At 56.3% G+C, this 21035-nt stretch carries 16 protein-coding genes, 1 rRNA gene and 1 riboswitch; of the genes, 10 read left to right on the top strand and 7 right to left on the bottom strand.

Going from position 1 to position 21035, the window contains the following annotated elements; translation table 11 throughout:
- Positions 1-88 precede the first annotated feature (88 nt).
- A complete protein-coding gene (gene katG, locus ACNQ0T_RS16930) occupies positions 89-2269 on the top strand; it encodes a catalase/peroxidase HPI (RefSeq protein ID WP_063148352.1) in 2181 nt (726 codons plus the stop codon).
- A 91-nt stretch (positions 2270-2360) separates the two neighbouring features.
- On the opposite strand, the gene gldA is transcribed toward katG, so the two are convergent.
- The 5 genes from gldA to argE all read right to left on the bottom strand — a co-directional run bounded on the left by gldA (position 2361) and on the right by argE (position 9211).
- On the bottom strand, positions 2361-3464 hold the full coding sequence (gene gldA, locus ACNQ0T_RS16925; RefSeq protein WP_023298894.1) for a bifunctional L-1,2-propanediol dehydrogenase/glycerol dehydrogenase: 1104 nt from the start codon (positions 3462-3464) through the stop codon (positions 2361-2363).
- A gap of 12 nt (positions 3465-3476) precedes the next feature.
- Positions 3477-4139, bottom strand: coding sequence for a fructose-6-phosphate aldolase (gene fsa / locus ACNQ0T_RS16920; protein ID WP_058646047.1), 663 nt, complete (start codon positions 4137-4139; stop codon positions 3477-3479).
- Positions 4140-4267: 128 nt separating this feature from the next.
- Positions 4268-5032: a helix-turn-helix transcriptional regulator gene (locus ACNQ0T_RS16915; protein ID WP_023298892.1), complete on the bottom strand. Its 765-nt coding sequence runs from the start codon at positions 5030-5032 to the stop codon at positions 4268-4270.
- A gap of 102 nt (positions 5033-5134) precedes the next feature.
- Positions 5135-7786, bottom strand: coding sequence for a phosphoenolpyruvate carboxylase (ppc, locus tag ACNQ0T_RS16910; RefSeq protein ID WP_022649787.1), 2652 nt, complete (start codon positions 7784-7786; stop codon positions 5135-5137).
- A gap of 273 nt (positions 7787-8059) precedes the next feature.
- Positions 8060-9211: an acetylornithine deacetylase gene (gene argE / locus ACNQ0T_RS16905; RefSeq protein WP_015569956.1), complete on the bottom strand. Its 1152-nt coding sequence runs from the start codon at positions 9209-9211 to the stop codon at positions 8060-8062.
- 88 nt (positions 9212-9299) lie between these two features.
- Here argE and argC point away from each other — a divergent pair, with 88 nt between their 5' ends.
- The 4 genes from argC to oxyR all read left to right on the top strand — a co-directional run bounded on the left by argC (position 9300) and on the right by oxyR (position 13789).
- Positions 9300-10304, top strand: a complete 1005-nt coding sequence (gene argC, locus ACNQ0T_RS16900; RefSeq protein ID WP_023298889.1) for an N-acetyl-gamma-glutamyl-phosphate reductase — start codon at positions 9300-9302, stop codon at positions 10302-10304.
- Between the two features lie 6 nt (positions 10305-10310).
- Positions 10311-11087 carry an acetylglutamate kinase gene (gene argB, locus ACNQ0T_RS16895; protein ID WP_094948456.1) on the top strand — a complete coding sequence of 259 codons (777 nt, stop codon included), beginning with the start codon at positions 10311-10313 and terminating at the stop codon, positions 11085-11087.
- A gap of 105 nt (positions 11088-11192) precedes the next feature.
- Positions 11193-12566 carry an argininosuccinate lyase gene (gene argH / locus ACNQ0T_RS16890; protein WP_126490455.1) on the top strand — a complete coding sequence of 458 codons (1374 nt, stop codon included), beginning with the start codon at positions 11193-11195 and terminating at the stop codon, positions 12564-12566.
- 305 nt (positions 12567-12871) lie between these two features.
- On the top strand, positions 12872-13789 hold the full coding sequence (oxyR, locus tag ACNQ0T_RS16885) for a DNA-binding transcriptional regulator OxyR (protein WP_022649783.1): 918 nt from the start codon (positions 12872-12874) through the stop codon (positions 13787-13789).
- On the opposite strand, the gene sthA is transcribed toward oxyR, so the two are convergent.
- On the bottom strand, positions 13772-15172 hold the full coding sequence (gene sthA, locus ACNQ0T_RS16880) for a Si-specific NAD(P)(+) transhydrogenase (RefSeq protein WP_003862057.1): 1401 nt from the start codon (positions 15170-15172) through the stop codon (positions 13772-13774). The genes oxyR and sthA overlap by 18 nt on opposite strands.
- 196 nt (positions 15173-15368) lie before the next feature.
- Here sthA and fabR point away from each other — a divergent pair, with 196 nt between their 5' ends.
- Both fabR and ACNQ0T_RS16870 read left to right on the top strand, forming a co-directional pair.
- On the top strand, positions 15369-16007 hold the full coding sequence (gene fabR / locus ACNQ0T_RS16875) for an HTH-type transcriptional repressor FabR (RefSeq protein WP_003862059.1): 639 nt from the start codon (positions 15369-15371) through the stop codon (positions 16005-16007).
- 9 nt (positions 16008-16016) lie between these two features.
- Complete coding sequence (locus tag ACNQ0T_RS16870; protein ID WP_017383113.1) at positions 16017-16376, top strand: YijD family membrane protein; 360 nt, start codon at positions 16017-16019, stop codon at positions 16374-16376.
- A 90-nt stretch (positions 16377-16466) separates the two neighbouring features.
- On the opposite strand, the gene trmA is transcribed toward ACNQ0T_RS16870, so the two are convergent.
- Positions 16467-17567 carry a tRNA (uridine(54)-C5)-methyltransferase TrmA gene (gene trmA, locus ACNQ0T_RS16865; RefSeq protein WP_023298887.1) on the bottom strand — a complete coding sequence of 367 codons (1101 nt, stop codon included), beginning with the start codon at positions 17565-17567 and terminating at the stop codon, positions 16467-16469.
- Positions 17568-17671: 104 nt separating this feature from the next.
- A riboswitch (cobalamin riboswitch) is annotated at positions 17672-17848 on the top strand.
- A 65-nt stretch (positions 17849-17913) separates the two neighbouring features.
- On the opposite strand from trmA, the gene btuB reads away from it, so the two are divergent.
- The 3 genes from btuB to ACNQ0T_RS16850 form a co-directional block, all read left to right on the top strand.
- A complete protein-coding gene (gene btuB / locus ACNQ0T_RS16860) occupies positions 17914-19761 on the top strand; it encodes a TonB-dependent vitamin B12 receptor BtuB (RefSeq protein ID WP_417930256.1) in 1848 nt (615 codons plus the stop codon).
- Positions 19706-20557, top strand: a complete 852-nt coding sequence (murI, locus tag ACNQ0T_RS16855; protein WP_023298885.1) for a glutamate racemase — start codon at positions 19706-19708, stop codon at positions 20555-20557. The genes btuB and murI overlap by 56 nt, the downstream gene beginning before the upstream one ends.
- 381 nt (positions 20558-20938) lie before the next feature.
- Positions 20939-21035 (top strand): 16S ribosomal RNA (locus tag ACNQ0T_RS16850); the annotation flags it as partial.

Genomic DNA, 21035 nt, shown 5'->3' with positions numbered 1-21035 from the left:
TTAGCTATCGAATCTGTGGATTAATTCAACTATCTCTTATCGCTAGTGGTGTATATCGTAACGGTAACACTGTAAAGGGAGCATAGCGATGAGCATGTCAGACGAGACCAATAACGCGGCATCCGCCGGCAAATGTCCGTTCCACCAGGGCGGCGTCGATCACAGCGCGGGTGCAGGTACCGGCAGCAAAGAGTGGTGGCCTAAACAACTCCGCATCGATTTACTTAATCAACACTCCAGCCGTTCAAACCCTCTGGGTGAAGACTTCGACTACCGCAAAGAATTCAGTAAGCTCGACTATTCCGCCCTAAAGGGCGATCTCAAAGCACTGTTAACCGACTCACAACCGTGGTGGCCTGCCGACTGGGGCAGCTATGCGGGTCTGTTTATCCGTATGGCCTGGCACGGTGCGGGTACCTATCGCTCCGTTGATGGTCGCGGCGGTGCCGGTCGCGGTCAGCAGCGTTTTGCGCCGCTGAACTCCTGGCCTGACAACGTCAGCCTGGATAAGGCTCGCCGTCTGCTGTGGCCAATTAAGCAAAAATACGGACAAAAAATCTCCTGGGCCGACCTGTTTATCCTCGCGGGTAACGTGGCGCTGGAGAACTCCGGCTTCCGCACCTTTGGTTTCGGTGCCGGGCGTGAAGACGTCTGGGAACCGGATCTGGACGTGAACTGGGGCGATGAAAAAGCCTGGCTGACTCACCGTGACCCGGAAGCGCTGGCGAAGCGCCCGCTGGCCGCCACAGAAATGGGCCTGATTTACGTTAACCCGGAAGGGCCAAACGCCAGTGGTGAACCGCTGTCTGCGGCGGCGGCGATCCGCGCTACCTTTGGCAACATGGGCATGAATGACGAAGAGACCGTTGCGCTTATTGCAGGCGGCCATACGCTCGGTAAAACGCACGGTGCAGGCGAAGCCACGCACGTGGGCACTGACCCTGAAGCGTCGCCTATTGAAGCGCAGGGCCTGGGCTGGGCCAGCACGCACGGCACCGGTATTGGCGCTGACGCCATCACCTCCGGGCTGGAAGTTATCTGGTCTCAAACCCCAACCCAGTGGAGCAACTATTTCTTCGAGAACCTGTTCAAATACGAATGGGTGCAGACGCGTAGCCCGGCGGGCGCAATTCAGTTTGAAGCCGTGGATGCGCCGGAAATTATGCCTGACCCGTTCGACCCGTCGAAAAAACGCAAGCCAACCATGCTGGTCACCGACCTGACGCTGCGTTTTGATCCGGAATTCGAGAAAATTTCCCATCGTTTCCTGAACGATCCGCAGGCCTTCAACGAAGCCTTTGCGCGCGCGTGGTTCAAGCTGACCCACCGCGATATGGGGCCAAAAGCGCGGTACATCGGCCCGGAAGTACCGAAAGAAGATCTGATTTGGCAGGATCCGCTGCCTCAGCCGGTGTTCCATCCGACGCAGGAAGATATTGAAAGCCTGAAAGCGGAAATCGCGGCCTCTGGTCTCTCCGTGAGCGAGCTGGTTTCCGTGGCCTGGGCGTCGGCATCGACCTTCCGCGGCGGCGACAAGCGTGGCGGCGCTAACGGCGCGCGTCTGGCGCTGGCACCTCAGCGCGACTGGGACGTTAACGCCGCGGCGGTGCGGGCATTACCGGCTCTGGAAGCGATCCAGCGCACCACCAACAAAGCGTCACTGGCCGATATCATTGTGCTGGCGGGTGTCGTGGGCGTTGAGCAGGCGGCGAAAGCGGCAGGCGTTTACGTCAACGTACCGTTCACTCCAGGTCGTGTGGATGCGCGTCAGGATCAGACGGATATCGAGATGTTTAACCTGCTCGAACCGATTGCCGACGGTTTCCGTAACTATCGCGCACAGGTGGATGTGTCCACCACGGAGTCGCTGCTGATCGACAAAGCCCAGCAGTTGACCCTGACCGCGCCGGAACTGACGGTATTGATCGGCGGTTTGCGCGTGCTGGGTGCAAACTTCGATGGCAGCAAGAATGGCGTGTTTACTAACCGCGAGGGCGTGCTGAGCAACGACTTCTTCGTCAATCTGCTGGATATGAACACCCAGTGGAAAGCGACCGACGACTCAAACGAGCTGTTTGCCGGTAGCGATCGCGCCAGCGGGGAAGTGAAATATACCGCCACCCGCGCCGATCTGGTCTTCGGTTCCAACGCTGTCCTCCGCGCGCTGGCCGAAGTTTACGCCAGCAGCGATGCACAAGAGAAGTTCATCCGCGACTTCGTTGCCGCATGGGCGCGAGTGATGGATTTGGATCGGTTTGACGTGAAGTAACCCTTGTGCCGGGTGGCGGCTACGCCTTACCCGGCCTACAAATTAAAGTGCCATGTAGGCCGGGTAAGCGCAGCGCCACCCGGCTTTTCTATTACTCCCACTCCTGCAAGAATCGCTGTCCATACTGGTCCGCCACCAGCAGCGCCGCATAGACCTGATCCGGCGTTACGCCGCCAGGCATGTTGTGAATGGTTTCCCCTTCGGCACAGGACGCCTCCGCGATCAGCCGCATTTTAGCCGGAATATCCTCTTTGATATTCAGCTGCGCCAGCGTAATTGGCAGCCCGACGCTATGGCACAGCGCCGCAACGGTTTCGATTTCTTCTACCGGCGCGTTCTCCAGTACCAGTTGCGTCAGCGTACCAAATGCCACTTTTTCACCGTGGTAGAAATGGTGCGCATCCGGCACCGCCGTCATGCCATTGTGAATGGCGTGTGCCGCCGCCAGCCCGCCACTTTCAAAGCCCACGCCGCTCAGATAGGTGTTGGCTTCAATAATGCGTTCCAGAGCAGGCGTCACCACGTGTTGTTCCGCCGCCAGCATCGCTTTCTCGCCCTCTTCAACCAGCGTGTTGTAGCACAGCTCAGCCAGCGCTAACGCTGCTTGCGTGCACTTGCCACCCGCCATGGTCGTGGCGCCGCTGCGCGAACAGGCGCGCGCTTCAAACCAGGTTGCCAGGGCATCGCCAATCCCGGCGGCCAGCAGGCGCGCAGGTGCGCCCGCCACCACCCTGGTATCGACAATCACCATGTTCGGGTTGTGCGGCAGCATCAGGTAGCGATCGAACTCGCCGCTGTCGGTATAAATCACGGAAAGGGCACTGCACGGCGCATCGGTGGAGGCAATGGTCGGGGCAATAGCCACCGGCACGTCCATAAAGTGCGCCAGCGCTTTGGCGGTATCCAGCGTTTTTCCGCCCCCGATACCCAGCACCGCCAGGCAGTCGGTACTGTCGGCCAGTTTTTTCAGGCGATCGATTTCATTTTGCGAACATTCGCCGCCAAACGGTGCAATTTCGGCATGGAGTCCGGCTTTTTTAAAACTCTGACGCAGGGTTTCTTCGGCAAAACCCAGCACAAATTTATCGCCTACCACCAGCCAGCGAGCCGCCAGCGGCTTCAGGTAGTCGCCGAGACGAGTGAGAACATCAGCGCCCTGGATGTACTTCCCCGGCGATTGAATGATACGGTCCATAACATTTCTCCCTTAGAGGTTGAGGTTACCAAACGCGTTTTTCCAGTCCTGCTCGAACTTCTCTATGGCTGACTCTACCGCTGGCGTGCCGAGCATTTGTTGCGCTACGTCTAAGGGAAGCGTGATTGCCTCACATCCTGCCAACAGGCAATCCAGCGCCTGGCGCGGCGTTTTAAAGCTGGCAGCCAGCACCATGCTCTCTGGCGCATGCTGTTCCAGCAGGGATTGCAGTTCCTGTACCGTGCGAATGCCGTCACCGCCCTGCGCATCGACGCGGTTTACATACGGTGCGACATATTTCGCTCCTGCCAGCGCGGCCAGTAACCCCTGAGCGGCGCTGTAAACGGCGGTTCCCAGCGTGGTAATTCCCTCTTTCTTCAGCGCTTTAATCGCGATGAGCCCCTGTGCAGTGACGGGAATTTTTACCACGATGTCCGGCAGGGCATTGTTCAGCCGTTTTGCTTCCGCCACCATTCCTTCGGCGTCGCGGCTCATGGTTTGGGCAAACAGCCTGCCCTCCGGGCCGATAGCATGCTGCAGGCGCGGCAACACCTCCCAGACAGATTCGCCGCTGGCGGCTACGATGCTTGGGTTGGTGGTCACGCCCGCAATGGGAAAAATGCGCGCCAGGCGTTCAACTTCTGCCACGTTGGCGGTATCCAGGTACAGTTCCATTATTTTTCCTTAAGTCAGAAAGGTTGAATAAAGGATACGGCGCACCCAGTCGCGGCGAATACAGGTCAATTTTGCCAAATACTGGATAAATGTAATGTCCCTGGCGAAGTGAGAGAGCGATCACAATGCTACTTTTTGGCGATCAGCTGGCTGTGATACTGGCGTCGATATTCGGAAGGGGAACGTTCAGTGTGCTTGCGAAAGAGACGGCAAAAGTAGTTACTGTCCGTAAATCCGCAGCTTGCAGCGATATCTTTGATTTTGAACTCGTAGCCTTTAAGAAGCTGACGCGCGTGCTCGAGGCGTGTTTGCGTAAGATATTCGTTGAACCCCACGCTGCCTGTTTTTTGAAAAAGATGAGAAAGGTAGTTCGGTGAAATATAAAACGCCTGCGCCACCGATTCACGGGTCAGTGCAGAGGCGTGATGTTCTTCGATGTAGTGACGAATCGCTTCAAATAATGCACGGCTGCGGCTGGCGGTATGGATATCGCTGCCCAGCAGATCGCGACAGTGGCTGAGCAAACTTAATACCACCAGTCTGGCCGTTTCCCGATCGTCTGGCTGCATTTGCAATTCAGCGAGCGTCTGCAAAAGGAATGCGCCCACTCGCGGCCCGCGTCTGGCAACCTGTTGCTGTTGCAAAAGCGTGTTGTCGCGCTCGAGCTGAAGAGTCAGTTGTTGCTTGCCGAAGCTGATGTTGAGCGAAAAGGCGGGTTGAAGCGGAATATTACCGGATGAAAAAAATAACGCTTCGCAGGCCGTATCAAAGCTAAGCACGAGGCAAGGTGACGTTCGGGGGAGCGGTTTAGCCGAAGGGGGGAAATGCACCTGACGCAGCGGCAAGGTGCCGTTGATCAGGTCATTCAGGATGTGGGGGATATCGTGGTGCATGGTGTGGATACCAGGGTATTGCCCGGCGACGCTGGCGCTTGCCGGGCCTACGAAAAGCCTATTGTAGGCCGGGTAAGCGTAAGCGCCACCCGGCAAAACCGATCAACCGGTGTTACGCATCCCCGCCGCAACGCCCGCAATCGTCACCATCAGCGCCTGTTCAACGCGCGGATCCGGCTCTTTACCTTCCTCTTCCGCCAGACGCGAACGGTGCAGCAGTTCAGCCTGTAAAACGTTCAGCGGGTCGGTGTAGATGTTACGCAGTTGGATAGACTCGGCAATCCACGGCAGGTCTTCCATCAGGTGGGAGTCGTTAGCGATATCCAGCACCACTTTGATGTCGCCTTCCAGCAGCTCGCGTAGCTCTTTACCCAGCGCCCACAGCTCGGGTTTCACCAGACGCTGATCGTAGTATTCCGCCAGCCACAGGTCGGCTTTCGAGAAGACCATCTCCAGCATGCCCAGACGGGTAGAGAAGAATGGCCAGTCGCGGCACATGGTTTCCAGTTCGCTCTGCTTACCGTCTTCCACCACTTTTTGCAGCGCCGCACCGGCACCCAGCCAGGCTGGCAGCATCAGACGGTTTTGCGTCCAGGCAAAGATCCACGGAATGGCGCGCAGGGATTCAACGCCGCCAGTAGGACGACGCTTGGCCGGGCGCGAGCCGAGCGGCAGTTTACCCAGCTCCTGCTCAGGCGTGGCTGAGCGGAAGTAAGGCACAAAGTCTTTGTTTTCACGCACGTAGCCGCGATACAGATCGCAGGAGATGTCAGACAGCTCGTCCATAATCCGGCACCAGGATTCTTTTGGCTCCGGCGGCGGCAGCAGGTTGGCTTCCAGGATCGCACTGGTATAGAGCGACAGGCTGCTGATGGTCACTTCCGGCAGGCCGTACTTGAAGCGGATCATCTCGCCCTGCTCGGTCACGCGCAGTCCGCCTTTCAGGCTTCCTGGTGGTTGGGAGAGCAGCGCCGCGTGTGCAGGCGCACCGCCACGACCAATTGAACCGCCGCGTCCGTGGAACAGGGTCAGTTCAATACCGGCTTTTTCGCAGGTTTTAATTAGCGCATCCTGCGCCTGATACTGCGCCCAGGAGGCTGCCATCACGCCCGCATCTTTCGCGGAGTCGGAATAGCCAATCATCACCATCTGCTTGCCCTGAATAAAGCCGCGATACCAGTCGATGTTCAGCAACTGGGTCATCACGTCGTTGGCGTTGTTCAGGTCGTCGAGAGTCTCAAACAGCGGTGCTACCGGCAGAGCGTAGTCGATGCCCGCTTCTTTCAGCAGAAGGTGAACGCCCAGCACGTCGGACGGGGTCTTCGCCATGGAGATCACATAGGCGGCCACCGATCCTTTCGGCGCATCCACGATCGCTTTACAGGTGTTGAGCACTTCGCGGGTGTCATTGCTTGGCTCCCAATTGCGCGGCAGCAGCGGGCGCTTGGAGTTCAGCTCGCGGATCAGGAACGCCTGTTTGTCGGCTTCGGACCAGCTTTCATAGTCGCCAATGCCGAGATAGCGGGTCAGCTCGCCCAGCGCTTCGGTATGACGGGTGCTTTCCTGACGGACGTCGATACGCACCAGCGGCACGCCGAAACACTTCACGCGGCGCAGGGTGTCGAGCAGCTCGCCATTGGCAATGATGCCCATCCCGCAGGCCTGAAGCGATTTATAACAGGCGTACAGAGGTTCCCAGAGCTGTTCGTTCTGGCTCAGCAGACCTTCCGGCTTCGGCAGGCGCTGGCCTTTCAGGCGCGCTTCCAGCCAGGCCTGCGTGGCCATCAGCTGACCGCGCAGTTTTTTCATCAGGAAACGGTACGGCTCACTGGCACCTTCTTCACCGGCCAGCGCGCGCAGTTCCGGCGTCGCTTCTACCATCGACAGCTCGGAGATCAGCACCTGAATATCTTTCAGGAACAGATCGGTTGCTTTCCAGCGGCTCAACAACAGGACGTGACGGGTGATTTCCGCCGTCACGTTCGGGTTGCCGTCGCGGTCGCCGCCCATCCAGGAAGTGAAGCGAACCGGCACAAAGTCGACCGGCAGGCGATAGCCCAGATTTTCTTCCAGCTGTTCGTTCAGCTCGCGCAGGTAATTTGGCACCCCTTCCCACAGGCTGTTTTCCACCACCGCAAAGCCCCATTTGGCTTCGTCGACCGGGCTTGGGCGATGCTTACGAATTTCATCGGTGTGCCAGGACTGAGCAATCAGCTGGCGCAGGCGGCGCATAAGCTGGTTACGTTCGTAGTCGGCAATGTCTTTGTTATCCAACTGCTTCAGACAGTTGTTCACTTCCACCATTTTGTGGATCAGCGTACGACGTGTGATTTCGGTTGGGTGTGCGGTCAGCACCAGCTCCAGCGAAAGGGATTCCACCGCTTTTTTGATGGTCGCTTCGTTGAGGTTGGGCTGATCTTTGAGTTTACGAAGGGTGCGGGCAATGACTTCCGGGTTGCTGGCCGCTTCGCCTTTTGGCGAAATGCTGTGGTATTGCTCAGCGGTGTTTGCCAGGTTCAGAAACTGGCTGAAGGCGCGGGCAACGGGCAGTAGCTCATCATTAGAGAGGTTCTGCAAGGTGGTGAGCAGCTCCTGACGATTGGCCTCGTTACCGGCGCGGGAAGATTTGGACAGCTTGCGGATGGTTTCAACACGGTCGAGGATGTTCTCCCCCAACGCATCTTTGATGGTATCTCCAAGCACTTTGCCGAGCATACTGACATTACTACGCAACGCGGAATATTGTTCGTTCATAAAAACCCAGTCACCCCATCATTTTTGTTTATGCCCAGGCGAAAATTTTCTGGACATTATTTTGTCATCTCCCTTTATAAAGCCACGTAAAACCCCCGTCGTCAATTGCTGCGAAAACGGTTCAGCAGATGAATAAATGCGGGCAATTTACGAAATTTAATTCGTATTGCGTCAGATAAGAGATGCTTATGGGAATGTGACGGAGATCGCGGGATTTACTCCCCTCACCCTAACCCTCTCCCCTTTGGGGAGAGGGCAGGGTGAGGGGCCGTTTTAATGCCAGCAGAAGTGATGCACAACCTGGGTAATGAGTTCGCGGGTGGGCTTGATGAAGCGGGTTTCGAGATATTCGTCCGGCTGGTGGGCCTGGTTGATGGAGCCAGGGCCCAGAACCAGCGTCGGGCACAGGGTCTGAATAAACGGCGCTTCGGTGCAGTAGTTCACCACGTCGGTTTTCTCTCCGAGCAGTTTTTCCACCACCTGAACCAGCTGGTGGTCAGGCGGGCATTCGTAGCCTGGAATCGGCGGATGCAGTTCGGAGACCGTCAGACGTCCCGGCCAGCGCTCGCTGACCGGGGCCAGCGCTTCGTTCAGTAAGCCATCCAGATCGCTCAGCGTCATACCCGGCAGAGGACGGATATCCATATGCAGTTCGCAGCAGGCGCAGATACGGTTGGACGCATCACCGCCGTGCAGGCTGCCGAGATTCAGCGTCGGATACGGCACGGTGAACGCCTCGTAGTGATAGCGCTCTTTCAGATCGTCGCGCAGGGTCATGATGCGGCCAATCGCGTCATGCATCAGCTCAATGGCGTTCACGCCGCGCGCCGGATCGCTGGAGTGACCAGACTGGCCCAGCACGCGCACTGCGGTAGAAATATGGCCTTTGTGCGCCCGAATCGGTTGCAGAGAGGTAGGTTCACCGATGATCGCGCAGTCCGGGCGAATCGACGTGTTTTCAGAGAAATACCGTGCGCCCGCCATGCTGGTCTCTTCATCGGCGGTCGCCAGAATGTAGAGCGGCTTTTTCAGCGTTGTCACGTCCACGTCACGCAGCGCGTCGAGGATAAAAGCAAAGAAGCCTTTCATGTCCGCCGTGCCGAGACCGTAGAGCTTGTTGTCGTGCTCTGTCAGGGTGAACGGATCGCGGGTCCAGCGGCCATCGTCAAACGGCACGGTGTCAGTGTGACCAGCCAGCAGCAGGCCGCCAGCGCCATGTCCGGTGCTGGCGAGCAGGTTAAATTTGTGACGTGTTCCGGGGACGGGCTGAACCTCAACGTTAAACCCAAGATCGCTAAACCAACCCGCCAGCAGATTGATTAAAGACTCATTGCTCTGATCCAGCGCTTCTTCCGTTGCGCTGATGGACGGTGTGGCAATCAGGGCGCGGTAAATCTCGATAAATGGCGGTAAGTTCATTTTCATTGTTGACACACCTTAGGTCGTGATAGTATCAATATTCATGCAATAAATGTGAATAAAAATACATTAACGTTGAGCATAAAGGAACCCGATGTTGAATACGCTGATTGTAGGCGCTAGCGGTTATGCGGGCGCAGAGCTGGTAAGCTACGTGAATCGCCACCCACATATGACCATAACCGCTTTGACCGTGTCAGCGCAAAGCAATGATGCCGGAAAGTTAATTTCCGATTTGCATCCACAACTTAAGGGCGTGGTTGATTTGCCTTTGCAGGCTATGTCTGACATCAGCGAGTTTACCGACGGCGTTGACGTGGTGTTTTTAGCCACCGCACACGAGGTCAGTCACGACCTGGCGCCGCAGTTTCTGGCAGCCGGTTGCGTGGTCTTCGATCTCTCCGGCGCGTTTCGCGTTAACGACAGCGCGTTCTACGAAAAATATTACGGCTTCACCCATCAGCACCCGGATCTGCTCGAAAAAGCGGTGTACGGCCTGGCGGAGTGGAGCGCAGATAAACTGAAAGAAGCGAATCTGATTGCCGTGCCTGGCTGTTACCCGACGGCGGCGCAGCTCTCCCTTAAGCCGCTGATCGACGCGGGTCTGCTGGATCTTGACCAGTGGCCGGTGATCAACGCCACCAGCGGCGTGAGCGGCGCCGGGCGCAAGGCCGCGATCTCCAACAGCTTCTGCGAAGTGAGCCTTCAGCCGTATGGCGTGTTTAATCACCGTCATCACCCTGAAATCACCACCCATCTGGGCGCGGAGGTGATCTTCACCCCGCACCTCGGTAGCTTCCCGCGCGGGATCCTTGAAACCATTACCTGTCGCCTGAAGCCGGGCGTGACCAAAGACCAGGTGAGCGAAGTCTTCACGCAGGCGTATGCGGATAAACCACTGGTGCGTCTGTATGACAAAGGCGTACCAGCGCTGAAAAACGTGGTCGGCCTGCCGTTCTGCGACATCGGCTTTGCCGTGCAGGGCGAGCACCTGATTGTGGTCGCCGCGGAAGATAACTTACTCAAAGGCGCTGCCGCACAGGCAATGCAGTGTGCAAATATTCGTTTCGGCTTCCCTGAAACGCAGGCTCTTATTTAAGGTGTGATGATGAACCCATTAATTATCAAACTCGGTGGTGTACTGCTGGACAGCGAAGAAGCGCTGGAGCGCCTGTTTACCGCGCTGGTGAACTATCGTGAATCACATCAACGTCCGCTGGTGATTGTCCACGGCGGCGGCTGTGTGGTGGACGAGCTGATGAAAGGGCTCAACCTGCCGGTGATTAAGAAAAATGGCCTGCGCGTCACGCCTGCCGACCAGATTGACATTATTACTGGTGCGCTGGCGGGGACGGCGAACAAAACGCTGCTGGCGTGGGCGAAGAAGCACCACATCGCGTCCGTTGGTCTCTGTCTGGGCGATGGCGATAGCGTGAAAGTGACCCAGCTCGACGAAGCGCTTGGCCATGTTGGACTGGCGCAGCCAGGTTCGCCTAAGCTGATTAACACCCTGCTGGAAGGTGGTTTTCTGCCGGTGGTGAGCTCAATCGGCGTGACCGAAGAGGGCGAGCTGATGAACGTCAATGCGGACCAGGCGGCAACCGCGCTGGCTGCTACGCTGGGCGCAGACCTGATCCTGCTCTCCGACGTGAGCGGCATTCTGGACGGCAAAGGCCAGCGCATTGCGGAAATGACCGCCGCAAAAGCCGAACAGCTGATCGATCAGGGCATTATCACCGACGGCATGATCGTTAAGGTGAACGCGGCGCTGGATGCCGCGCGCACGCTGGGTCGTCCGGTGGATATCGCCTCCTGGCGTCACGCGGAGCAACTCCCGGCGCTGTTTAACGGTACGCCGATTGGTACGCGTATTCTGGCTTAAGATTCTGTGCCGGATGGCGCTTCGCTTATCCGGCCTACGGGAATTTTGTAGGCCCGGTAAGCGCAGCGCCACCGGGCAAAAATATCATCATTAAGGAAATTCGTTATGGCACTTTGGGGTGGGCGTTTTACACAGGCAGCGGATCAGCGGTTCAAACAGTTCAACGACTCTTTGCGCTTCGACTACCGCCTGGCCGAACAGGATATTGTCGGCTCTGTGGCCTGGTCCAAAGCGCTGGTGACCGTGGGCGTGCTGACCGCAGAGGAACAGCAGCAGCTGGAAGAGGCGCTGAATAATCTGCTGGAAGAGGTGCGTCTGGATCCGCAGCAAATCCTCCAGAGCGATGCCGAAGATATTCACAGTTGGGTGGAAGGCAAACTTATCGACAAAGTCGGCCAGCTGGGTAAAAAGCTCCATACCGGGCGTAGCCGTAATGACCAGGTGGCGACCGACCTGAAGCTGTGGTGTAAAGAGACCGTCGGCGAACTGCTGGCGGCGAATCGTCAGCTGCAGAGCGCGCTGGTGGACACTGCGCAGAACAATCAGGATGCGGTGATGCCGGGTTATACCCACCTGCAACGCGCACAGCCGGTGACCTTTGCGCACTGGTGTCTGGCCTACGTTGAGATGCTAGCGCGTGATGAGAGCCGTTTACAGGATACCTTAACGCGTCTGGACGTCAGCCCGCTGGGCAGCGGCGCGCTGGCCGGTACGGCTTATGAAATCGACCGTGAGCAGCTGGCAGGCTGGCTGGGCTTTGCTTCCGCCACCCGCAACAGCCTGGACAGCGTCTCTGACCGTGACCACGTGCTGGAGCTGCTGTCGAATGCCTCTATCGGGATGGTGCACCTGTCGCGCTTTGCCGAAGACCTGATCTTCTTTAACTCTGGCGAAGCGGGCTTCGTCGAGCTGTCCGACCGCGTGACGTCCGGCTCATCCCTGATGCCGCAGAAGAAAAACCCGGACGCGCTGGAGCTGATCCGCGGGAAATGTGGCCGCGTGCAGGGCGCGCTGACCGGCATGATGATGACCCTGAAAGGGCTGCCGCTGGCGTACAACAAAGATATGCAGGAAGACAAAGAGGGGCTGTTCGACGCGCTCGACACCTGGCTCGACTGTCTGCATATGGGCGCGCTGGTGCTGGACGGCATTCAGGTGAAGCGTCCGCGCTGCCAGGAAGCGGCGCAGCAGGGGTATGCTAACTCTACCGAGCTGGCGGACTACCTGGTGGCGAAAGGCGTACCGTTCCGCGAGGCACACCATATTGTGGGTGAAGCGGTAGTGGAAGCGATTCGTCAGGGTAAAGCCCTTGAAGAGCTGGCGCTTGCCGACCTGCAAAAATTCAGCGCGGTTATCGGGGATGATGTCTACCCGATTCTGGCCCTGCAATCCTGCCTGGATAAGCGTGCAGCGAAAGGCGGCGTGTCACCGAAGCAGGTAGCGCAGGCGATTGCGGATGCGAAAAACCGGTTGGTTTGAATAGTGCGGGCTGATGCCCTCACCCCGGCCCTCTCCCACAGGGAGAGGGAGAAAAACGGAGCCTGGCTTAGTGCCGGGCTTTTTTTTACGCAAAAAAAAGCGGACCACGGGGTCCGCAAAAGTTCACGTTGGCTTTAGTTTTTCGAGTTTTGAGAGAAACTCGCTGACGGTGCGGGGTCGTTTTGGGTCAAACACGTGCCGCCTCGTCTATGTGATGTATTATTCAACAGAATGCTTGATAGGGATAATCGTTCGTTGCTATGCTATCTATCGCCATGAACTATCGTGGCGACGGAGGATGAATAATGAATATTCGTGATCTTGAATACCTGGTAGCGTTAGCTGAGCATCGCCATTTTCGCCGCGCGGCAGACTCCTGCCATGTCAGCCAGCCAACGCTGAGCGGTCAGATCCGCAAGCTGGAAGATGAGCTGGGCGTGATGCTGCTGGAGCGCACCAGTCGTAAGGTACTGTTCACGCAGGCAGGTCTGCTGCTGGTGGATCAGGCGCGCACCGTACTGCGCGAGGTCAAAGTGCTCAAGGAAATGGCAAGCCAGCAGGGGGAGGCGATGTCCGGCCCGCTGCATATTGGCCTGATCCCAACCGTTGGCCCGTATCTGTTGCCGCAAATCATTCCGCTGCTGCACCAGACGTTCCCGAAACTCGAAATGTACCTGCATGAAGCGCAAACCCATCAGCTGCTGGCGCAGTTAGACAGCGGTAAGCTCGACTGTGCGATTCTGGCGCTCGTTAAAGAGAGTGAAGCGTTTATTGAAGTACCGCTGTTCGATGAGCCGATGATGCTGGCGATCTATGAAGATCACCCGTGGGCGAACCGCGATCGCGTGCCGATGGCCGATCTGGCCGGAGAAAAGCTGCTGATGCTGGAAGACGGCCACTGTCTGCGCGATCAGGCGATGGGCTTCTGCTTCGAAGCGGGTGCAGATGAAGATACCCATTTCCGCGCAACCAGCCTGGAAACTCTGCGTAACATGGTCGCGGCGGGAAGTGGCATTACGCTGCTGCCTGCGCTGGCCGTGCCGCGCGAGCGTAAGCGTGATGGCGTGGTCTATCTGCCGTGTATTAAGCCAGAGCCGCGTCGCACGATCGGCCTGGTTTATCGTCCGGGTTCACCGCTGCGCAGCCGCTATGAGCAGCTGGCAGAGGCCATCCGTGGTGCAATGGATGGCCATTTCGACAACGCGTTAAAACAGGCGGTTTAAGCCGTTCAGCGCAGCTACCCGATAGGCTTCCGCCATGGTCGGGTAGTTAAAGGTGGTGTTAACGAAGTACTCGATGGTGTTGCCACCACCTTTTTGCTCCATGATCGCCTGGCCGATATGAATGATTTCCGCGGCACGTTCACCAAAGCAGTGAATACCGAGGATCTCTTTCGTCTCGCGATGGAACAGGATCTTCAGCGTACCCACGCTCATCCCCACAATTTGTGCGCGCGCCAGGTGTTTAAACTGGGCACGACCCACCTCGTAAGGCACCTTCATGGCCGTCAACTGCTGCTCGGTTTTGCCGACAGAACTGATTTCCGGGATGGTGTAGATGCCCGTCGGGATGTCCTCGATCAGATGCGCCGTCGCTTCACCTTTCACCAGCGCCTGTGCGGCGATGCGGCCCTGATCGTAAGCAGCGGAGGCCAGACTTGGGTAACCAATAACGTCGCCGACCGCGTAAACGTGCGGCAGCGCAGTCTGGTACATGCTGTTGACCTTGAGCTGACCGCGGCTGTCGGTTTCAAGCCCGATATTCTCCAGCTGCAATGAATCCGTGTTGCCGGTACGGCCGTTGGCATACAGCAGGCAGTCCGCCTTCAGCTTCTTACCAGATTTCAGGTGCATGATCACACCGTCGTCGCAGCCTTCGATTTTCTCGTACTCTTCGTTGTGGCGAATCACCACGCCACTGTTCCAGAAGTGGTAGGAGAGGGAATCTGACATCTCCTGATCGAGGAACGCCAGCAGCCGGTCGCGGGTGTTGATCAAATCAACTTTGACCTCCATTCCCCGGAAAATCGACGCATATTCACAGCCAATCACGCCCGCGCCATAGATGATCACATGGCGTGGCTCGTGGTGCAGGCTGAGGATGGAGTCGCTGTCGTAAATGCGTGGATGAGAGAAGTCCACGTCTGCCGGATGATATGGGCGCGATCCGCAGGCAATCACAAATTTTTCAGCGGTGAGCGTCTCAACCGAACCGTCGTGGCACTCCAGCGCCAGGGTGTGTTCATCCACAAAATGCGCGTTACCCTGCAGAATTTCACAGTGGTTGCGCTCATAGAAACCCTGACGCATGCGCGTCTGCTGGTTAATGACCGTGTCTGCGTGATTCAGGATATCGGCAAAAGAAGAACGAAGAAGTCGGGAGTGGTCGCTGTAAAGAGGGTTCTGGTTAAATTCGATAATGCGGCTAACGGCGTGGCGGAGGGCTTTCGAAGGGATGGTGCCCCAGTGGGTGCAACCGCCGCCGACATTATGGTAGCGCTCAATAACCGCTACTCTGGCTCCCTGTTTTACCAGACCCATAGCAGCACCTTCGCCGCCGGGGCCGGAACCAATAACTATTGCGTCGTAATCGTAGGAATGTGGCATGGCAAGGCTTACCTGTTCTTATACATAAAAGCAACAGAATCATAACATCATTGCCTGGGTAACCCAATTATCGTTGTGCTTTTTTCGGGCAGTGGAGCACAAACCGCGCGTAAACAATCATTCACAAAGCCAGGTAAACAGATTAATTTTATTCTCTGGTATAGTGCCAACGGGCCTTTGGAAGGATTCAACTATCGTGATGGGCGTAAGAGCACAACAAAAAGAGAAAACCCGGCGTTCGCTGGTGGAAGCCGCATTCAGTCAACTGAGTGCTGAGCGGAGTTTTGCCAGTTTAAGCCTGCGCGAAGTGGCGCGCGAGGCCGGGATTGCGCCAACGTCCTTCTATCGTCATTTCCGTGATGTGGATGAACTGGGCCTGACCATGGTCGACGAGAGCGGTTTGATGCTGCGCCAGCTTATGCGTCAGGCGCGTCAGCGTATTGCCAAAGGCGGCAGCGTGATCCGCACCTCCGTGTCGACATTTATGGAATTTATCGGCAATAACCCTAACGCGTTTCGCCTTTTGCTGCGCGAGCGCTCTGGCACGTCGGCGGCGTTTCGTGCCGCCGTCGCGCGTGAAATTCAGCATTTCATCGCGGAACTTGCCGACTATCTTGAACTCGAAAACCATATGCCGCGTGCGTTTACGGAAGCACAGGCCGAGGCGATGGTGACCATTGTTTTCAGCGCGGGTGCCGAAGCGCTGGATGTCAGCATTGAGCAACGTAAGCAACTCGAAGAGCGACTGGTATTGCAGCTGCGAATGATTTCTAAAGGTGCGTACTACTGGTATCGCCGTGAACAAGAGAAGTTGGCACATCAAAACGATGAGTGAAGGTGAGTAATGAAACAGTCAGGTCAGGATAAAGGAACGCTGTTGCTGGCATTGATCGCTGGCTTATCCATCAATGGTACGTTTGCGGCGGTTTTCAGCTCAATTGTACCGTTCTCGATTTTCCCGATTATCGCGCTGGTGCTGACGGTGTATTGCCTGCATCAACGTTATCTGAACCGCACCATGCCGGTTGGGTTACCGGGGCTGGCCGCAGCCTGTTTTATTCTGGGTGTACTGTTGTACAGCACCGTGGTGCGTGCAGAGTATCCGGATATCGGTTCTAACTTCCTGCCTGCGGTGCTGTCTGTGGCGCTGGTGTTCTGGATTGGCTCGCGCATGCGTAGCCGCAAGAGCCAGTTACCAGAGTAAAGGGTTTTGTCATTGTAGGCCGGATAAGCGAAGCGCCATCCGGCTTTTTTGGCAGGTGGCGCTTCGCTTACCTGCCCTACAAGGCCCACATTACTTCGCCGTGAGCAGTACGCCGCACTCCATATGGTGCGTATATGGGAACTGATCGAACAGCGCCAGACGTTCAACCTTGTGCGTCTGGCTTAATGTTTCCAGATTCTTGCACAGCGTCTCCGGGTTACAGGAGATGTACAAAATACGCGGGTACGCCTGCACCATCTTCTCGGTTTCGCTGTCCAGGCCACTGCGCGGCGGATCGACAAAAATTGTCTCACACTGGTAGCTCTTCAAATCAATCCCTTGCAGGCGGTTAAACTCACGTACGCCGTTCATCGCCTGGGTAAACTCTTCTGCCGCCATACGAATGATCTGCACATTATCAATATGGTTAGCGGCGATGTTGTACTGCGCGGCGGCCACCGACGGTTTGGCGATTTCCGTCGCCAGCACGCGTTCGAAGTTACGCGCCAGCGCCAGCGAGAAGTTGCCGTTACCGCAGTAGAGCTCCAGCAGATCGCCCGTCGACCCTTCCGTCGCATTCAGCGCCCACTCCAGCATCTGCACGTTCATTGCCGCATTCGGCTGGGTGAAGCTGTTCTCCACCTGACGGTAAACCATCTCTTTTCCTGCCACCGGCAAACGCTCGTCGATGTAATCCTGGTCCAGCATGATTTTGGTTTTGGTCGCGCGGCCAATCAGGTGCACGTTGATGTTCTGCGCGCGCAGCGCATCGCGCAGGGCTTCTGCCTGCTCGCGCCACTCGTCGGTCAGCGCTTTGTGATAGAGCAGAGAGACAATGGCCTGATTGCTTTGGGTGGTCAGGTAGTCAATCTGGAACAGCTTGTTGCGCAGCACCGGATTAGTGCGCACACCGTCGATCATCAGCGTCATTAGCTGGTTGATAAGCTCACTCGCCGCCGGGAAACTGTCTACGCGAATCCGGGATTTCGTCTGCTGATCGAAAATGATGTGGTACAGGTCATCGCCATCGTGCCAGATGCGAAACTCAGCGCGCATACGGTAGTGGCTGACCGGAGAACGAAACACCTCGGGAACGGGCGCGTTGAAAGGCGTCATCATACTTTGCAGGCGGACAACTTTTTCTGCCAGCTGTGCGTCGTACTGTTCTGTCGGGAGGTGTTCGGGGGTCATGATGCGTCCTGAGTGATAAAGAATTACGCGGGGATTGTAGGGATTGTGCAGTGGATGTCCAGATTTAATGGCTAATAGCTATCTGGACATCTATACGTGTCTAATTGTAGCATTCTGTTTCCGGTCTCCTGAGAGTGAAAAGGGAATCCAGTGCAAATCTGGAGCTGACGCGCAGCGGTAAAGACTGGCGGGATGAGAGTTGTAGACACTGTGAAAACGGGAAGTCTTCATCCGTATAACGCCACCCAGCCCGAAGACCTGCCGGGATCACGTCGCATTTGGTTTCATCATCGCGTGCTATCGATGAGGCCTGCGGCATCCTTCTTATATTGTGGATGCTTTAACAATGATTAAAAAAGTATCGCTGTTGACGGCGTTTTCCGTCACGGCATTTTCGGGCTGGGCGCAGGAAAGCGCCGACTCGTTGGTGGTGACAGCAAACCGTTTCGAACAACCTGAAAAATCTGTTCTGGCTGCGACTTCTGTCGTGACGCGGGCCGATATCGACCGCTGGCAATCCACCACGGTTCTGGATGTCATGCGTCGCCTGCCTGGCGTAGATACGGCACAAAATGGCGGGATGGGGCAGCTCTCTTCTCTCTTTATACGCGGTACGAACTCCAGCCATGTCCTGATTCTCGTCGATGGGATCCGCCTTAACCAGGCGGGCGTCACGGGGTCGTCCGATCTCAGCCAGTTTCCGATCTCCCTGGTGCAGCGCATCGAATATCTTCGTGGACCGCGTTCGGCGGTGTACGGCTCGGATGCGATCGGTGGTGTAGTCAACATTATCACTACGCGTGCGAAGGATGGCACAACGCTGAATGCTGGCGTTGGGACACACGGCTTCCAGAATTATGGTGGCAGCACCCAGCAAACATTGGGTGAAAGTACGCGCGTTACGCTGGCGGGGGATTACACCTACACAAAAGGCTTTGACGTCGTTGCTGACGGTAATAACGGCGGCCTTGCCCAGACCGATCGCGACGGCTTTATGAATAAAACGCTCTACGGCGCACTGGAGCATGCTTTCTCTGAGCAATGGAGCGGTTTCGTTCGCGGCTATGGTTACAGCAACCGTACCGCCTATGACGGCTATTACAGTTCATTCACCCCTGATGTGCTGGTTGATACCCGCCAACTCTATAGCCAGACCTGGGATGCCGGATTGCGGTTTAACCGGGATGTTTTCCATTCACAGTTGCTCTCCAGCTACAGTCACAGCAAAGACTACAATTACGATCCGCACCTTGGACGCTATGACTCCACAGCAACCCTGGATGAAATCAAACAGTACAATGTTCAGTGGACCAACTCAGTTGACGTGGGGCATGGCAACATCGGCGCGGGCGTTGACTGGCAGAAACAGAGCACCGAGCCGGGTACCAACTACGTAACCAACGCCTATGACCTGCGTAACACTGGCGTCTACCTGACTGGGTTGCAGCAGTTTGGAGATTTCACTCTGGAGGCGGCGGCCCGCAGCGATGACAACTCTCAGTTTGGTCGCCATGGTACCTGGCAAAGTAGCGCAGCCTGGGAGTTCGTTGACGGTTACCGCTTCATAGCCTCTTATGGCACGGCCTATAAAGCGCCGAATCTGGGTCAGCTCTATGGCTTCTACGGCAATACCCATCTTGATCCTGAAGAGAGCAAGCAGTGGGAAGGGGCGTTTGAAGGCCTGACGGCAGGCGTAAGCTGGCGCGTATCCGGCTATCGTAATGACGTTGATAATCTCATCGACTTCAGCAATAACCTGCAGCAATATTACAACGTCGGCAAAGCACGCATTAAAGGTGTAGAAGCGACAGCGTCGTTTGATACGGGTCCGTTGACGCATACTGTGGGCTACGACTATGTGGATGCCCGCAATGCGGCAACCAATCAACTTCTGGACCGTCGTGCTAAACAGCAGGTGAAATATCAGCTTGATACGCAGATCTATGATGTTGACTGGAGCCTGACGTATCACTATCTCGGCACGCGCTACGACACCGACTTTGGAACCTATCCGTCAGAGAAAGTTAAAATGGGCGGCGTCAGCCTGTGGGACGTCGCGGTTTCATATCCTGTCACCTCACATCTCACAGTTCGTGGTAAAATAGCCAACCTGTTCGATAAAGATTACGAGACAGTTTATGGCTACCAAACTGCAGGACGGGAATACACCTTGTCTGGCAGCTACACCTTCTGATCCGCGTCCCACCGTGCTGGTGTTTGATTCCGGCGTCGGTGGGCTTTCGGTCTATGATGAGATTCGGCAGCTCCTGCCGGATCTCCATTACATCTACGCCTTCGATAACGTCGCGTTCCCGTATGGGGAAAAGAGTGAAGACTTTATCGTTGAGCGTGTGATTGAAATCGTCACTGCGGTACAAAAGCGCTATCCCCTGGCGCTGGCGGTTATTGCCTGTAATACGGCAAGCACGGTCTCTCTTCCTGCCCTGCGCGAAAAATTCCCGTTCCCGGTTGTGGGCGTTGTCCCGGCAATCAAACCTGCGGCGCGTCTGACGGCGAACGGTATCGTGGGGTTGCTGGCGACACGCGGTACGGTAAAACGTCCTTATACGCGTGAGCTTATTGAGCGCTTTGCCAATGAATGCCAGATCGCCATGCTCGGCTCCGCGGAGCTGGTGGAAATGGCGGAAGCGAAACTGCACGGCGAGACGGTATCGCTTGAAGAGCTGCGTCGCATTCTGCGTCCATGGCTGCGGATGCAGGAACCACCGGATACGGTTGTTCTCGGCTGCACCCATTTCCCGCTATTACAGGAAGAGCTGTTAAAGGTTTTGCCTGAAGGGACCCGGCTGGTGGATTCCGGTGCTGCGATTGCGCGTCGGACGGCCTGGCTACTGGAGCACGAGGCGCCGGATGCGAAATCAGCGGATGCGAACATCGCTTTCTGTATGGCGATAACAAAAGAAACCGAACAACTTTTGCCCGTTTTACGTCGTTATGGCTTCGAAACGCTCGAAAAACTGGCGCTGTAGCACGGTTTTGAGCAAAAAAGAGACGGTTGAACGTTTTTTTTCAAAGAGGGGTTGTCAACGTCTGAGAACTCCCTATAATGCGCCTCCACTGACACGGAACAACGGCTTACAAGCCGCCGGGACAGCGGGGTTCAGAGATGAACGCCAACAGAGAAAAGTGAAAATAATTGCTTGACTCTGAATGAGGAAAACGTAATATACGGGACCTCGCAACGATGAGCTGAAAGCCGCGTTGCAACTGCTCTTTAACAATTTATCAGACAATCTGTGTGGGCACTCAAAGTGACATGGATTCTTAATGTCTTCGGACACTAAATGAATACCAAGTCTCTGAGTGAACACGTAATTCATTACGAAGTTTAATTCACGAGCATCAAACTTAAATTGAAGAGTTTGATCATGGCTCAGATTGAACGCTGGCGGCAGGCCTAACACATGCAAGTCGAACGGTAACAGGAAGCAGCTTGCTGCTTTGCTG

The sequence above is a fragment of the Enterobacter cloacae complex sp.6700776 genome (assembly GCF_048284255.1).
GTDB classification, from domain to species: domain Bacteria; phylum Pseudomonadota; class Gammaproteobacteria; order Enterobacterales; family Enterobacteriaceae; genus Enterobacter; species Enterobacter intestinihominis.
Note: the sequence above shows the minus strand (reverse complement) of the source record. Positions and strands in the feature narration are given on the sequence as shown.

Coding starts and splice junctions, on each gene's coding strand:
- katG (WP_063148352.1), top strand. CDS start 89: ATGAGCATGTCAGACGAGACCAATAACGCGGCATCCGCCGGCAAATGT.
- gldA (WP_023298894.1), bottom strand. CDS start 3,464: ATGGACCGTATCATTCAATCGCCGGGGAAGTACATCCAGGGCGCTGAT.
- fsa (WP_058646047.1), bottom strand. CDS start 4,139: ATGGAACTGTACCTGGATACCGCCAACGTGGCAGAAGTTGAACGCCTG.
- ACNQ0T_RS16915 (WP_023298892.1), bottom strand. CDS start 5,032: ATGCACCACGATATCCCCCACATCCTGAATGACCTGATCAACGGCACC.
- ppc (WP_022649787.1), bottom strand. CDS start 7,786: ATGAACGAACAATATTCCGCGTTGCGTAGTAATGTCAGTATGCTCGGC.
- argE (WP_015569956.1), bottom strand. CDS start 9,211: ATGAAAATGAACTTACCGCCATTTATCGAGATTTACCGCGCCCTGATT.
- argC (WP_023298889.1), top strand. CDS start 9,300: ATGTTGAATACGCTGATTGTAGGCGCTAGCGGTTATGCGGGCGCAGAG.
- argB (WP_094948456.1), top strand. CDS start 10,311: ATGATGAACCCATTAATTATCAAACTCGGTGGTGTACTGCTGGACAGC.
- argH (WP_126490455.1), top strand. CDS start 11,193: ATGGCACTTTGGGGTGGGCGTTTTACACAGGCAGCGGATCAGCGGTTC.
- oxyR (WP_022649783.1), top strand. CDS start 12,872: ATGAATATTCGTGATCTTGAATACCTGGTAGCGTTAGCTGAGCATCGC.
- sthA (WP_003862057.1), bottom strand. CDS start 15,172: ATGCCACATTCCTACGATTACGACGCAATAGTTATTGGTTCCGGCCCC.
- ACNQ0T_RS16870 (WP_017383113.1), top strand. CDS start 16,017: ATGAAACAGTCAGGTCAGGATAAAGGAACGCTGTTGCTGGCATTGATC.
- trmA (WP_023298887.1), bottom strand. CDS start 17,567: ATGACCCCCGAACACCTCCCGACAGAACAGTACGACGCACAGCTGGCA.
- btuB (WP_417930256.1), top strand. CDS start 17,914: ATGATTAAAAAAGTATCGCTGTTGACGGCGTTTTCCGTCACGGCATTT.
- murI (WP_023298885.1), top strand. CDS start 19,706: ATGGCTACCAAACTGCAGGACGGGAATACACCTTGTCTGGCAGCTACA.